Origin of the sequence: Ketobacter alkanivorans (genome assembly GCF_002863865.1) — a bacterium.
GTDB classification, from domain to species: Bacteria; Pseudomonadota; Gammaproteobacteria; order Pseudomonadales; family Ketobacteraceae; genus Ketobacter; species Ketobacter alkanivorans.
In genome coordinates, this window is record NZ_CP022684.1 from 3,156,736 (window position 1) to 3,171,469 (window position 14,734).

A 14,734-nucleotide genomic window follows, 5' to 3' on the forward strand; every position below is an offset into this window, starting at 1 on the left:
AATAATGCCCTCTATAGGTTTATAAAAATAGAGGAAAAGGTCACAATATCCTGGGCAATAGTGGTGATGGTAAGATAAAAACAACAGGTTACGAGGGAACACACTTCCAATGGGCATGCTATCCAACCCGGTAAAAGATGTTAAACGGCTAAATGAGATCTTTTCCATTCTGATCAAATATGGCTTTGGCGACATGATGCGTCGCATGGGGTTATCCAATACGGTGGAGCACACCAGCCGTTTTATGCGGGCACCGATTTCTAATGAGCTGCTTAATATGAAGCCGCCGGAGCGTTTTCGTTGCGCCATCGAAGAGATGGGCCCAACTTTTATCAAACTGGGGCAGATACTGGCAACGCGGGTGGATCTGTTCAGCCAGGATATGATTCACGAGTTGGAAAAGCTGCAGGATAACGCGCCGGTGTTGCCCTATAGTGAGGTCGAGCCGCTGATTGAGAAAGCCTTGGGCGCACCGCCTGCCAAAGTATTTCGTTATGTGAATGAGTTGCCGCTGGCCAGTGCATCCATGGCGCAGGTGCATGAGGCGATGACCAAGAAAGGCGAGCGGGTGGTGTTGAAAGTGCGCAAGCCTGGGGTGAAATCCACCATCGAGGCGGATCTGCGTTTGATGCACAGTATGGCCCGATTGTTGGCGATTCAATCGGTGGAGTTGCGTCGTTATCAGCCAGAGGAAATGGTGCGTGAGTTTGATCGTTCGTTGAAGCGCGAGCTGGATTTTACTATTGAGGCCAAGAACGCAGAGCGCATCGCCAAGAATCTGCGCAAATTTAAGTGGCTGAAGATTCCCAAAATCTACTGGCAGTGGACCAGCGAAACACTGAATGTGCAGGAGTTTGTTCAGGGTATATCCGCTAAGGATCCGGAAGCATTGGATAAAGCCGGGCTGGATCGCGAAGTGTTGGCGTTACGTGGCTCGCAGGTGGCGTGGAAATGTATGTTGGAGGATGGCCTGTTTCACGCTGATCCACACCCCGGCAATTTTTACGCGTTGCCTGGCAATGGTATTGCCATGTTGGACTTTGGGATGGTGGGCAAGCTCAGTTACCAGCGTCGTGAGCAAATGATTCGTTTGGTGCGATCCATCATTTTTCAAGAGACCGATGCCGCAGCCGCTGTTCTGGTGGAGTGGAGTAACAGTGATAATGTGGATGTGGAGGCGCTGGCCCGTGAATGTGGCGAATTGATCGAGCAGTATTACGGCTTGCCCCTGAATGAAATTGATATTCCGCAGATCCTGCTTGATTGCATGGCGTTGATGCGCAACTACGATTTGGTGTTGCCTTCGGACATCACCTTGGCGGCCAAAGCGTTTATTACATTGGAAGGGTTTGGCCGCTTAATAAAACCGGACTTCAATTTGATGGAGGCAGCGGAGCCTCTCATCAAGGATCTGATTAAGAAGCGCTATCACCCTGCGCGCCTGGCGCGCTCTTTGGGCAGTCGTGCCATTCGCTTTGTGGATAAAGTATACGAGGCACCTTCTGAATTACCGCAACAGCAGCATCGTGGCTCATCACAAAAACTCGATGCGTATTTGATTGACAGGCTGTCTTATCGGTTAGAGGATGCCAGCTATCGGCAAACGCAGGCAATCTACGATGTGGGTTTTCTGCTTGTGTTTACGCTTATGTTGATTACCTCACACGGCCCGCGTATTTATGACATCAGTGTGCTGAACGTGATCGGTTTGTTGGGTGTTCTGGGGGTAACCGGCAATGTGTTCCGTGTGCAGGTGGTGACTTGGTGGCAGCGTAAAAAACGGGATCTGAACTAAGGTTAACTTACAGTAGCCGTCAGCCAGAAAACTAACGTTCATGGGCCGTTGCAAAGCCAGCCGGTGAACGCTAGTTTCAAGCTTTCGACGCGTTGCTTTTACCAGGCCTTGTAGGGCAGGAATTTTCCGTTCATGGTGATGACAACACGATCACCTTTTGGGTTCTCTTCCTTTTCCACTTCCATAGAAAAATCGATGGCGCTCATAATGCCGTCACCGAATTTTTCCTGAATCACTTCTTTCAATGTTTCACCATAGACGCCTACTATTTCATAGAGTCGGTACACCAGAGGGTCGGTGGGCACTGCTTGATCCCAAACCTTAGTGGGATATTTTTGCAGAGCGGTACAGATGTCGGCATCTAAACCCAATAGGTTGCACAAGGATTCTGCGGTTTCTTTAGGCATGCTGTTCATGCCCATGCAGGCGGAGGTGGTCCATACCGGTGACATGCCAACGGCATTGCCGATTTCTTCCCAGCTTAAGCCTTTGCTTTCTTTGGCGGCGATGATGGTTTTTGCTACTTCACTCATGCTGATTCTCCTGCGGGTCTTTATCGGTTTAAAGAGGGTTCGGTTCCCCTTTTTGGGCGTTGTGTCAGGTGCAAAGCATCTTAATGGTGCGTCTATGACGGATAAAAAATCGCAGCTGCACCGAAAGCGATTTGATAACCAGATAGAAAGCACTGTCTGTGCCAGGTTTCAGAAGGCGTGGTTTTCAGTTGAGGAAATGGAGGGAAAGGCAGGGCGAGTTCAGTGATAGGGGCCTTCAGCCAGTTCTTCTGCGGTAGCATTGCGAACGTTGCGCACTTCGGCCGAGAAGTGTAACTGCAAACCCGCATAGACGTGATTGCCATCCACAGTGATGTTGTCAGCATCCATCGCTACGATGCGAACCGGCACGGGGCCATCCTCGGTCTGGGCTGCGATCTGCATACCGATTTCAAGTTCGGCTTCACCTTCCAGCAAATGCCTTGGAACGGTCTGTAACAGTTCCTCGTCGCGAAAGCCATAGCCGTGTTCTGGTTGCACTACCGCTTCCACCCGGTCACCGATGGACTTGCCCTCCAGGGCGCGCTCGAAACCTACCGGCATTTGGCTGTGGCCGTGGATGTACAGCATGGGCAGTACACCTTCGGTTGTTTCCAGCAGTTCTCCGGCCTGATCGCGGATGGTGATATTCAGAGCCACCAGTTTGTTGTTTTGAATGGTTTCTTTGCTCATATTGGCTGCTGCTGCATCCTGTATCAAAATCTGGGCAATAAAAAAGGGCGATGGATTCGCCCTTTGTTTGTAACCTGCTCCGGCTTAGTAGGTCAAGCTGGAGAAGTGATCTGCGATGTGGAAGGCATTCGCCAGTTCCCACTGATCATAAGTCAGGTTGCCGTAGGCAAAGTGGGGATACAGTTCACCAGTGAAGTTCTGGAAATCACTGATGGCGTTACGGATACGCAGAAAGGCTTCTGGCAGCGGGCCGTCATCGGGGATTTCAGGGCCGGGCACTGGGGCAGCTAGGTCGTGGCTCATAAAGCCCTGGGCAACAAAGGCGTTAAAGCCGATTTTGTTGATGGCCTGGGTGGCAGGCGGATCGTTCTCAGGGAAGCCGTACAGCGCGCCCTCTGCGGTCATGGCCAGGTGGTTAAGCACCTTATACAGCGACCATTCCTGCTGCATTTCCAGAGTGTCCAGGTTGTTTTCGATCAAGGCCAGCTCAACCAGTGCGTCGTTCAGGCTCTCAAAGCGCAGGGCGCGGCCATTGTTGCTACAACCGGTCAGTGAACCCAGGCCGGCGGCGGCAGCCACCCCAACAGACAGGCGCAGGAAACTCTTTCGACTCATGGTGGTGGGCGCGTTCAGCTCACCCATGTTATTGTTTTTATTGCTCATAACTCACTCTCTACATGCTTGGTCAATTGGGAAAGGAACAGTTGTGACAGCTCTAGTATTCGATTATAAAGAGGTGCAGTACAGGAAGCGCCCGTCCATAGGGATGGGCGCTTGTAATAGACCTATAAGGTGGTGTGAATGATTCGCGTAAAGTGGTTGCACAATGCGGATATTGCGGATGGTGGCAGGGATCTTATCAGTCAGTGGCAGCAGCAAGGTGGCGTCATCTGGATTGACATGTCAGACGAACCCGATGCCGATGAGGCCAAGCTGCTGACCAGCCTGGGATGCCACATGCTTGCCGTGCAGGATGCCCAGCGTCAAAGGCATCCCCCCAAGTTTGAAGACTTTGAAGACAATACCTTTGTGCTGTATCGAGGTTTTGAGTCGTTTGAAAAGGATGTCAGTATCAAGCACGTGCAGGTTTCGTTCTTTATCAGCAAGAACTGTCTGATCACACGGCGTAATGGCGTATCTTACGGGGTGGAAAGTCTGTGGAATGCGTCGGAAGATCTGCCCAAGTTTTTACATTCCCCCGCCATTTTGTTCACGCGAATTGTAAATCAGTCGCTGGCGCAATACACCAAGCGCATGCTGGAGCTGGAGGATGTGATCAGTCAGATGGAAGACGAGATGCTGGACTCACCCACTGACAGCCTGATGCAGCGCTTTGTGATGTATCGTTCCCGTCTGCGCAAGCTGAATCGGGTGTTCGGCTATCATGAAAAAGTATTCGGAGCGATTATCAAAGAATCAACACCGGTACTGGATATGAGCGATGCCACGCTGTATCACCCCATGCAGGATGTGTACGACAAGTGCGAGCGGTTGTACAGTCTGACGACATTGTACTATGAGCAGTGTGGTGATTTGATTGATGGTTATATTTCTTTGACGTCTCATCAACTGAATAAAACCATGCAGGCGCTAACCGTGATTACGGCGATCTTTGTTCCATTGGGCTTGCTGTCGGGTATTTACGGTATGAACTTTGAGAACATGCCTGAGCTGCATTCCCAAAATGGCTATTACATTCTATTGGGCGTGATGGCTACTGTGGCGATCACGCTGTTGATCTTCTTTCGCAGAAGGCGTTGGCTGTAACAGGGTCTGCAGAATGCATTAATCAGGCCTTGTTGTGTGCGCTGGCGTATTTAAGCAGCTCGTCGGCGACTCGCTCCCGTATTGCGTTTTGATCATTTGAATCCAGGCCGTATTTTTGCGCCAGAATCTCAAAGTCTTCACTTTTTAACGAAACCGTCAGGCGAGGGCGAACCGGTTTTTTGTTGTAAGGCAAGCCCAGGATTTTGCGGATCTGGTCAGGTGGATTCAGGTTGCTGTCCAGTGCTGCTTGTTTGATGGCGCGCTGGGCTTCTGCCGATACGTCAAATGCAACCTGCACCGCTTTGATAGCCTGTTTTTCTTTTTGCCAACGTTCATTCATGCTGATCTGCCTGTACGCACAACGCGACGCCACTCAATTGAGTAGGGTCGCGCTGCTTGGGTTGCGGTTTAATGGTTAAGTCTTCCGGTTACTGTTTTCCTGCTTTTATACGCGCTAAAATGTCTGCCGCTGATGCGGATTCACCTTTGATGCCCGCACTTTCCAGTTTGCTGTCCAGATCATTGCCCGACATCTCTTTCTCCAGCAGCTCGCCTGCTTCCATTTGATCCTGCTTCATTTCCTGACGGGCTTTGATGCGCTCCAGTGATTCCCGCGCAGAGTTTAACGTAGAGTTGTTGGATGCTACGTTTTCTACTACTTGCTCGGTGGCCTTTTGCACGCTTTCTGTGGTGCGCACAATGGACAGTTCCCGTTCGTGGTCGGCAATTAGCTTCTCGGCCTTTTTAATATGGGCTTTGAGTTGCTCGACCTGGCCGGTTAAGCGCGCCACAATGGCATCTTGTTCGGCTTTATTGTTTTCCAGGGTGGCGATCTTGCCTGCTACTTCCAGTGCCAGTGCTTCATCATTCTGATCCAGAGCTTTGCTGGCATAGGTTTCATGATTGCGAATTTCTTCCACGAAGCTACTTACTTTGCGCTCAGCCTGCATCTTGCGAGCCATGACCTCTGTAAGGTTGTGCTTGGCTTGCCCGATGCTGGCTTTAGCGTCGACGATTTCCTGCTCGAAAATACGAACACCATTTGAGTCAACAATGGCATCACCCATTTCCCTTACGCCACCGCGCAGTGCGGTCCAGATTTTATTTAATACGCTGCTCATGATCGTTCTCCGAAGATGGTTTGTTAAATGCCTGATGGCTACACAAGGTAATTTTCGATGGCTTCCAGTGCGTCGTAAGCGTTGGAGGCCAGGGTGATCAATTCTTTGCAGACTTCGTTAAAGCTGCTGCTGGTGGCCATGGCTCCAAACACAACGTAGTAATCTTCTACGATCGCAAAGGAACTCAAGGGCATTGCTACATTCAATTCAAGCATGGTTTTATTGAGTTCGGCGATGCGCTTGGGCTGAATTTCGGTTTGCTTGCACAGATACGTAATGCACAGTATTTGGGTGTCGGTGATGGTAACGAATATCGGCATGGCATCCAGCTCCGATACGATTACCTGCAGCACCTCCTGCTCGCCGTGAATGGGTAAACAATCGAAGGTGTGCCCTTCGTAATTCACTTGTCCCAGTTGATAGGTGAGTTCCTGAATTTGGGTCATCGGCTGTCGTCTCCTTTTTGACATATTATGTCGATAAGGTTAAGGTTAGACCTCTATGACATAACATGTCAAGTGTTTCTGTTTAAGGGCCTAAAAGCTTGCTATTGTTCGGTCTCTCTATAGCAAGCAAGTATAGAAAGGTATAACAATACAAATATTGACATAATATGTCGAAAAGTCTAACTTGACATATTATGTCTTCTGTTGGGGAGTAACATGGAAGCGTTCTTTGCTAATATTTTTCACTATCCTACTGTTTTCTTTACGGTTTTGTTGCTGGTGTTGGCGGTATACTGGTTTTTCGCCATCCTCGGAATGATCGATATTGATGTGCTGGATCTGGACATGGATGTTGATGCGGATGTGGATGTTGATCTGGAAGGGTTAACTGGTTTGGCGGGGCTGTTGGTAACCTTGGGGCTGACCGGCGTGCCTGTGACGGTGGTCGTTACCTTGTTGTCGCTGTTGGCTTGGTTGGTCAGCTACTTTGTGGTGCATTTGTTCTTTTTTTGGGAGCCTGGCTCCCTGATGGGGTATTTGGTAGGTACGGCGGTGGTGCCGTTGGCTATCGCGGTATCGATACCGGTTACCGCGCAATTGATCAAACCTTTGAAGCCTTTGTTTAAAAAAGCATACACGCCACCACCGGAGAAAGTACTGCTGGGGCGTACTTGCAACGTGCGTTCAACCCGCGTAGACGAGGCATTCGGCGAGGCGGCTGTGGATCTGGATGGTGCCAGTCTGATTCTGCGGATTCGCGCCAAGGCTGATGCCGGGCTCAAGCGGGGTGATGCTGTGGTGTTGATCGAACATCGGCCCGAGGACAATACCTATTGGGTTGTTCCGGAGCATGAGTTTAAAAAATAACATTCATTTTTAATTATTAGTTCTGATTTAGTCGTTAATTCTAATAGAGGTACGGAAGCTATGGATCTATCAATCATCATGCCTGTTCTAACGGTGGTGGGCTTTATTCTGCTGGTTTTGGTGGGGCTGTTATCCCTATTCAAGGCATTCTATATCAAGGTAGATCAGGGCAAGGCGCTGATTGTAAACGACATGTCATCTACGCCTAAGGTGTATTTTACAGGTGCGATGGTTTTACCGGTCATTCACCGCCGGGAGATCATGAAGATATCGGTGATCACATTAGAGATTGATCGTCGTGGCAAAGATGGCTTGATCTGTAAAGATAACCTGCGAGCGGATATCAATGTAGCATTCTATCTGCGCGTGAATGAAACCGCTCAGGATGTGCTGAAAGTTGCGAAAGCGGTAGGGGTTGAGCGAGCCTCCAGCAAAGATGCTGTTAATGAGCTATTCAATGCCAAATTCTCAGAGGCCCTGAAAACCGTGGGCAAGAAGATGGATTTTCTGGAACTGTTTGAAAACAGAATTCAGTTCCGTGATCGCATTATAGAAGTCATCGGTGAAGATCTTAACGGCTACGTATTGGAAGACGTGGCAATTGATTATCTTGAGCAGACTCCGAAATCCGCACTGGATCCTTACAATATCCTCGACTCCGAAGGTATTCGTCGGATTACCGAAATCACCGCCACCCAGAATGTTGAAACCAATCGTCTGGAGCGTGATGAAGAACTTGAGATCAAGCGCAAAAATGTGTCCACCAGAGAGGCCATGCTGGAACTGGAGCGCCAACAGTCCGATGCCGAAGCCAAGCAGCAGCGCGAAGTAGAAAGCATCCGCGCCCGCGAACAGGCTGAAACACTCAAAGTTAAAGAAGAAGAGCGTCAGAAAGCGGAATCGGCGCGTATTTCTGCGGAGGAATCCATTCAAATAGCAGAAGAAAACAAATGCCGCCAGGTAGAAATCGCGGGTAAGAATCGCGAGCGTGCAGTGGCTATCGAGCACGAGAAAGTTGAAAAAGCACGTCAGCTGGAAGTGGTGAATCGTGAACGTGAAGTTGAACTGCAAACCATTGAGAAAGAAAAAGCGCTGGAAGAAGAACGTAAGATAATCGCCAATACCATCAGTGAACGTATTGCGGTTGAAAAGAAAGTGGCGGAAGAGGAAGAACGCATTAAAGACGTGCGCACTATCTCTGAGGCAGAGCGTTCCAAGCAGGTGAAGGTTTTGGATGCGGAGGCAGATGCTCAAGAAGATCTGGTGAAGCATGTTAAGAAAGCTGAGGCCGAAGAATTGATGGCCACGCATCGCGCTAAAGAGATCAATGTCATTGCTCAGGCGGAGCTGGAAGCGGCTGCCAAGCAGGCTGAGGCCCAGATCAAGCGCGCTGAAGGCACTCAGGCCGAAGAAGCGGCTTCTGGATTGGCTGCGGCCAGAGTGCAGGAAGCCAAGGCGGTGGCATTGGAGAAAGAAGGTATTGCCAAGGCTAATGCTGATCAGGCGCAAGGCATTGCACGTGCCCGTGTGATCGAAGAGCAGGCTGCGGCCAACGAGAAGCAAGGCTTGGCTGATGCTCATGTGCTGGAAGAAAAACTGGCTGCGAAAGCGCGCGGTGAGAAGGAAATCGGCATGACCGAAGTGAAGGTTATGGAAGGCAAGTTAACTGCCCAGGCCACCGGTGATGAAGCCATCGGTCGCGCTGCCGCAATCGCTGAGCGTGAGAAAGGTTTGGCAGCAGCAGAGATTATTCGTGAGAAAGCCCGTGCAGAAGCAGAAGGCCTGACCGATAAGTTCGATGCGATGAACAACATGAGCCCGGAAGCTCGTGAGTTTGAAGAGCTGCGTATGCGTCTGGAGCTGGCCTTCGAGGAAGTCATGGCAACAATTGCGGCCAATAAAGATATCGCTAAAGAGCAAGCGGATGTGCTGTCTGCAGCGTTGTCTAAAGCCAAGATCGAGATTGTTGGTGGCGAAGGGGATTACTTCAATAGCTTTGCCAAGGCGCTGTCGGTAGGTAATGCGATTAACGCGGTGTCTGGTAAGAGCCCTGTAGTACAGCAGGCGTTAAGTAAGCTGATGAGTCTGGGGGGCGGAGAGCAACCCGTTGCAACTGCACCGGATGTGGCAGTTGATAAAGAAGCGTAATGCATAGGAAACATTGGGGGTGAACGCCCCCTAAACAGGAATGTTGAGGGTCAGTAAGTGACAGTGAGTCAAACAGCATCTGAACAGCAGGTCGAGTCGGCGGTTTCTCAGGGCTCCGCTTATGAAGTCATCCGTAACCGATTGATTGATCAGGGTAGTCAGTTAGAGGCACTGGCTACACAGATAAACCAACAGCGCATGGACGAATTCGGCTCCACCGAGCTCAATGTGATCGGTCGTACACGGGTACGTACCGAAAACAACTGTGTAGCGCGGGATATTGTGCGTGCCGGAGACTATTTGCTGTTTGGCTACAACGTTTTTATTGGCCTGAAACAGACCACCTCGGTGGAGGATGTGTTTTCGCTTTATCGGCTGGTGGAAGGAGACGGGTCGCTGGATATGGAGCCAGTGGCGACAGAGTCGACTTTCTTAGGTGATGCCCGGTTTGTGTCGGACTTTAACGAGCTTTACACCTATTACAAAAACACGTTTCTAACTCAGTTGCGAGTAAAGGATGGACGCCTGCTGGCAGCGTTTCAGATCGGTGAACGTGATACCGATATCCGGGTGTTTCGTTGGTCGGTATCGGCCGATGGTAAAACAATAGAGTACATTGATAACCGTGGTGAGCGCGATATTGAGTTGCCGCCGGCCTGGGATTTCGAATGGCAAGAGGTGAGCAGGGAGCTGATGGTGGATGGCCGTCATCCTCATATCAATGTTTTGGACACGATTTTTGTAGACACCATTCACGGCGATCTGACCATTAAAGTAGAGAACAACACCCGCAGCGGTCAGGGTATCTATTCTGAGCCGGTGGAAGATGTAAACCAATCCCTGGACGATGCTGATTTTTATTTTGCGGAAATAGGGCAGTTGATACTGCTGCGCATCAAACCCTATCAAGAAGAAGCGTGGCGGCATTTGGTATTTAATCGCCTGAATAACAGCGTGGTGCGCATTGATGCTATCGGTGACAGCTGTCAGCAGTTGCCAGAGGATCATGGCATTGTTTTTCCGGGCGGTTACTATTTGCAAACTGGCGACTATAAGACCTTTGATGAGCCTCTCTATGGGCTGCGCTTTCGTCGGGTAATTCGCTCTCCCAATGGGGAAGATGTGCTCTATGTGTATTACCAGGCTGAGCAGGGTGTAGTCGCCCTTTATCCTTACAACATGATTGAAAAATCATTGCGTAATCCAGTTTATGGCCACGGCTATGGGCTTTTTGAGGATGGTCGCATGGTGGTGTTCTCTGCTGATGATGAGCCGACCCGCGTGCACCCTATGCAAATCTGGCAATCTCCGTTCTTTAGTGATGTGCATGCCAGTCAGGCCCAGCAGTCGCAAAGTTTCTTTGGTCGTATTGGTAATGCCGAGCTGGTGCGTGGTATATCCGATTTGTTCAGTGTTGTGCAGCTGATTCGCAACCCTGAGGCAGCATCTGCCCATTACCTTGAATTGTGCAAATACGCGTCGCGTTTGTTCGACCAGTATCACTGGCTATCGGACAAAAGCCTTACGGATGTTCACGGCGTATTAAAGTCCATCATCGAATCCGGCGAGTTGGTGCTGGATGAGTATGAAAAAGTTCAGAGTATTCGAAAAAGCTCGCAGCAGGCATTGTTGCAGGCCGAGCAGTCTGTTGCTGATCTGATCAAACAGTTGCAACCGGATGGCTGGACGGTGCCGCAGCCGTATATGACCGCTATGATGGATATTCGAAAATTGCGCGGGCATTTGCTCACGATTTTAGAGTATCGTTATATCGATCAGGTACGTATTCATGAGCTGGATGGCAAGCTCATGAACAAGCAAGGGTTTATCGCCGAGCGCACCATTGAATTCCTGGCCCAGGATGATTCGCTTGATCCATTCTATGATGATCTGAAACGTTTGGAAAAATCCGTTCAAGCGACGCAGGTCAAGTCGGAGCTGATGCCGCTGCAGGAAAAGCTGGAAAGTCTCAGTGAAGGCTTGGATGCGTTGACAGAAACGGTCAGTGGTATTACCTCTGCCGAGGCCACTACCCGTACCGCTATTATTGAGCGTATTTCAAGCCTGTTTGCGCATTTGAATCAGGCGCGGGCGCGCACTCAAAACAAACTTAAAGGTTTGGGCTACAACGAGGCTTTGGCCCAGTTTTCTGCTCAGTTTAAACTGCTGTCGCAAAGTCTTACCAGTGGCCTCAGCATGGCAACCTCACCGGATCGTTGCGATGAGCAGTTAGCAAAGTTGATGAACCAACTACAGGAGTTGGAGAGTCAGTTTGGCGAGTACGATGAATTCCTGACAGATATTCTTGAAAAGCGCGAAGAGATATTCGAAAGCTTCGAAGCCCACAAGCAGGGGCTGCTGGATGAGCAGCAGCGTCGTGCGCAAACCTTGTATGATGCGGCCAAGCGTATTGTTGACGGTGTGCGTAAACGCAGCCAGAAATTCAAGTCTGAAGAAGAGCTGAACACGTTCTTCAGCTCCGATCCATTGTTGAATAAGTTGAAGCAGCTATCTGAGCAATTGCGTCAGTTGGATGATGCCGTTAAAGCAGATGATGTGGATGCTCAGCTTAAAGGCGTTAAGGATCAGGCAGTACGCTCGTTGCGGGATAAGTCTGATATTTTTGAAGATGATGGCAGGGTGATCAAGCTGGGGCCGCGCCATCGCTTCAGCGTGAACACTCAAGAGCTGGACCTGACCTTGTTGCCTCGAGGAGAGGGGTTGCATTTTCATTTGTCGGGCACGGATTTTTACGAACAATGTGAAGAACCCGGATTGGTCGGCACTAAACCCTATTGGGCCATGGCGATGCCGTCTGAGTCAGAGCAGGTGTGTCGGGCGGAGTACTTGGTCTATTCAGTTTTGATGGCGGCTGAACGTAATTCCGCAGGCTTCTCTATGGCTGAGCTGATGCAGATCCGTAATGATCGGGAGCGGCTGGTGGAGGTTTTGCGCGGCTACGCCGAACCCCGCTACAAAGAAGGATATGAGCGCGGCATACACGATCATGATGCTGCGTTGGTGCTGGAAAGTCTGTTGCCGCAATACGAGTTGGCGGAGCTGTTGCGGTTTGATCCGCTGGCACGTGGTTGGGCTACTTTGTTTTGGGCAGAGAGCCAGAAGCAGACTGAACTGAAGAGCTGGACACTGCGAGCACAATCAGCAGTGCAGATGTCGACGTTATTTGCCAGTGACAGTGCATTTTCAGAACTGTTGGCAGAGGTGGCGGAACAGCTGTCGAGCTTTTTGGATGCAAATAGATGCGAAACTGGCGAAAATTTTGCCCAGCGTAGCGCCCGTTATCTTATTCTGGAATTGGCGCGGCCTGTACCAGAGTTTGTTGCGACCCGTGCCAGTCAGACTTTGATGGAAAACCTGCAGCGTGCTTTGGACAATGCCAACGCCCATTCTGTGTTTGAAGAAAACCTGCGAGCACTTCAGCAAGAGCCCGGTAAAGGCTGGCGCTATATTGAAGGTTGGCTCAACGCCTGGTTGCAGCAGCAAGCCGACCAAAGCCTGCTCCCCTATGTACCTGAGGCTGTGGCGCGTATTTTAGTGGGCAGTCGATTGCCTTGGAAGTCGAGAGAGTTGAACTTGGCGCTCGGCATTGATGGCTTGCTGTCGTCTCACAACCGTATCGACAATGGTGTGTTGAATCTGAGGCTGGATGAGTTTTTGCTGCGGCTTGAACATCATCAGGCGGAGGTGGTGCCTGCCTATCAGCGTTATTTGGCGTTGCGTCATGATTGTGTTGAGCAGGAAAAATCACGTTTGCGGCTGGATCAGTTTAAAGCGCGACCGCTTTCCTCGTTCGTGCGCAATAAATTGATTAATCAGTCCTACTTGCCCCTTATCGGAGATAACCTGGCTAAACAGATGGGTACAGTCGGGGATAAAAAGCGCTCTGATTTGATGGGGCTGTTGATGATGATCTCGCCGCCCGGTTACGGTAAAACGACGTTGATGGAATACGTGGCTAACCGGCTTGGCCTGATATTTATGAAGATCAACTGTCCTTCTTTGGGTCATGATGTGGATTCATTGGATCCGCAGCAGGCACCGAATGCAACGGCCCGGCAGGAGCTGGAAAAGCTCAACCTTGGCTTGGAGATGGGCAATAATGTGATGCTGTATCTTGATGATATTCAGCATACCAACCCCGAGTTTTTACAGAAGTTTATTTCCCTGTGCGATGGCACTCGTCGTATTGAAGGTGTATGGAAAGGGCAAACGAAAACCTATGATATGCGAGGCAAAAAATTCTGCGTGGTGATGGCAGGTAATCCATATACGGAAAGTGGAGAACTGTTCAAAATTCCAGATATGCTGGCCAACCGCGCGGATATATATAACCTGGGTGATGTATTGAGTGGCACCGAGGAGGTGTTCGCGCTGAGTTATATTGAAAACAGTATGACATCTAACGCTGTACTTGCCCCATTGGCCAGTCGCGACCTTGCCGATTTCTATTTGTTTGTGGATATGGCAAAAGGCAGGGCGGTCAACGAATCAGATTTTAAGCATCCTTATTCTGCGGCAGAAAGCAGGGAGATCGTGGAGACGTTGAGGAAGCTGTTTCAGGTGCAAAAAGTGGTGTTGAAAGTGAATCAGCAGTACATAGAGTCCGCCGCCCAGGATGAGCGATTCCGCACCGAGCCTGCGTTTAAGCTGCAGGGCAGTTATCGCAACATGAACAAGCTGGCCGAGAAGGTGACGCCGGTAATGACCGACGGCGAATTGGAATCCTTGTTGAGCGATCACTATCTTGGTGAGGCTCAGCTGCTGACTACCGGCACCGAAGCCAATCTTTTGAAGTTGAAAGAGTTGCGCGGTGTTTTAAATGCTGAAGAGGTTGCCCGTTGGGAGCAGATCAAGCAGGAATTCCGTCGCTTAAAGCAGATCGGTGGTGATGATGCAGACGTGGGTGTGCGTGTGGTGTCGCAATTGAATGCGATGGCTCAGGGTATTGAAAAGGCCGCCGCCGCATTGATTGATCAGCGCAGCGCGGACAGCAAGCAAGCAGCCAACAATGATGCTGCTGCGTTGCATCAATCGTTGCAATCGATAGCCGAGGCGATGGGCAAAATGAATTACCAGGTGGAAGTGGTGAACCAGCCCGTGCCAGGCCTGGATTTGTTGTTAAAAGGCATGGCCGATGCGCTGGAAGGCAGCATTTTTCCGTTGGTGAAAGCCATGGATGGGAAAATAGATCTGGATCTGAAAACCCATAACAAAATGGGTGCCATACTTGATCAGTTACGAGGGCTGGAGGCCAGTATGTTACGACTCAAACATACGACCAGAGCGTCATCGGGCGAGAGGCAAGTACCAAAACTGGATTAGTCTGGTTTAGGTAGGCGCTTTCCA

11 protein-coding genes are annotated in these 14,734 nt (G+C 50.2%); 5 read left to right on the plus strand and 6 right to left on the minus strand.

Going from position 1 to position 14,734, the window contains the following annotated elements; translation table 11 throughout:
* Positions 1-109 precede the first annotated feature (109 nt).
* Positions 110-1,795, plus strand: a complete 1,686-nt coding sequence (locus tag Kalk_RS13575) for an ABC1 kinase family protein (protein WP_199767915.1) — start codon at positions 110-112, stop codon at positions 1,793-1,795.
* Positions 1,796-1,893: 98 nt separating this feature from the next.
* Here the strand turns inward: Kalk_RS13575 and cynS are convergent, their stop codons facing one another.
* From cynS to Kalk_RS13590, 3 genes are all read right to left on the minus strand, one after another.
* The gene (gene cynS / locus Kalk_RS13580; RefSeq protein ID WP_324772082.1) at positions 1,894-2,328 is read right to left on the minus strand and encodes a cyanase; all 435 of its coding nucleotides are present in this window, start codon (positions 2,326-2,328) and stop codon (positions 1,894-1,896) included.
* A 219-nt stretch (positions 2,329-2,547) separates the two neighbouring features.
* Positions 2,548-3,018: an FKBP-type peptidyl-prolyl cis-trans isomerase gene (locus Kalk_RS13585; protein ID WP_101894762.1), complete on the minus strand. Its 471-nt coding sequence runs from the start codon at positions 3,016-3,018 to the stop codon at positions 2,548-2,550.
* 84 nt (positions 3,019-3,102) lie between these two features.
* On the minus strand, positions 3,103-3,681 hold the full coding sequence (locus Kalk_RS13590) for a DUF1569 domain-containing protein (protein WP_101894763.1): 579 nt from the start codon (positions 3,679-3,681) through the stop codon (positions 3,103-3,105).
* 138 nt (positions 3,682-3,819) lie between these two features.
* On the opposite strand from Kalk_RS13590, the gene Kalk_RS13595 reads away from it, so the two are divergent.
* Entirely contained in the window at positions 3,820-4,785 is a 966-nt protein-coding gene (locus tag Kalk_RS13595) for a magnesium transporter CorA family protein (protein ID WP_101894764.1), read from the plus strand.
* 22 nt (positions 4,786-4,807) lie between these two features.
* Here Kalk_RS13595 and Kalk_RS13600 read toward each other — a convergent pair whose 3' ends face one another.
* From Kalk_RS13600 to Kalk_RS13610, 3 genes are all read right to left on the minus strand, one after another.
* The gene (locus tag Kalk_RS13600) at positions 4,808-5,125 is read right to left on the minus strand and encodes a hypothetical protein (protein ID WP_101894765.1); all 318 of its coding nucleotides are present in this window, start codon (positions 5,123-5,125) and stop codon (positions 4,808-4,810) included.
* 88 nt (positions 5,126-5,213) lie between these two features.
* Entirely contained in the window at positions 5,214-5,906 is a 693-nt protein-coding gene (locus Kalk_RS13605; RefSeq protein ID WP_101894766.1) for a PspA/IM30 family protein, read from the minus strand.
* Positions 5,907-5,944: 38 nt separating this feature from the next.
* The gene (locus Kalk_RS13610; protein WP_101894767.1) at positions 5,945-6,352 is read right to left on the minus strand and encodes a YjfI family protein; all 408 of its coding nucleotides are present in this window, start codon (positions 6,350-6,352) and stop codon (positions 5,945-5,947) included.
* 216 nt (positions 6,353-6,568) lie between these two features.
* Here Kalk_RS13610 and Kalk_RS13615 point away from each other — a divergent pair, with 216 nt between their 5' ends.
* From Kalk_RS13615 to Kalk_RS13625, 3 genes are all read left to right on the plus strand, one after another.
* A complete protein-coding gene (locus tag Kalk_RS13615) occupies positions 6,569-7,219 on the plus strand; it encodes an OB-fold-containig protein (RefSeq protein WP_101894768.1) in 651 nt (216 codons plus the stop codon).
* Positions 7,220-7,279: 60 nt separating this feature from the next.
* Complete coding sequence (locus Kalk_RS13620) at positions 7,280-9,367, plus strand: flotillin family protein (protein WP_101894769.1); 2,088 nt, start codon at positions 7,280-7,282, stop codon at positions 9,365-9,367.
* A gap of 63 nt (positions 9,368-9,430) precedes the next feature.
* On the plus strand, positions 9,431-14,710 hold the full coding sequence (locus Kalk_RS13625) for a DNA repair ATPase (RefSeq protein ID WP_101894770.1): 5,280 nt from the start codon (positions 9,431-9,433) through the stop codon (positions 14,708-14,710).
* The last annotated feature ends 24 nt before the right edge of the window (positions 14,711-14,734 follow it).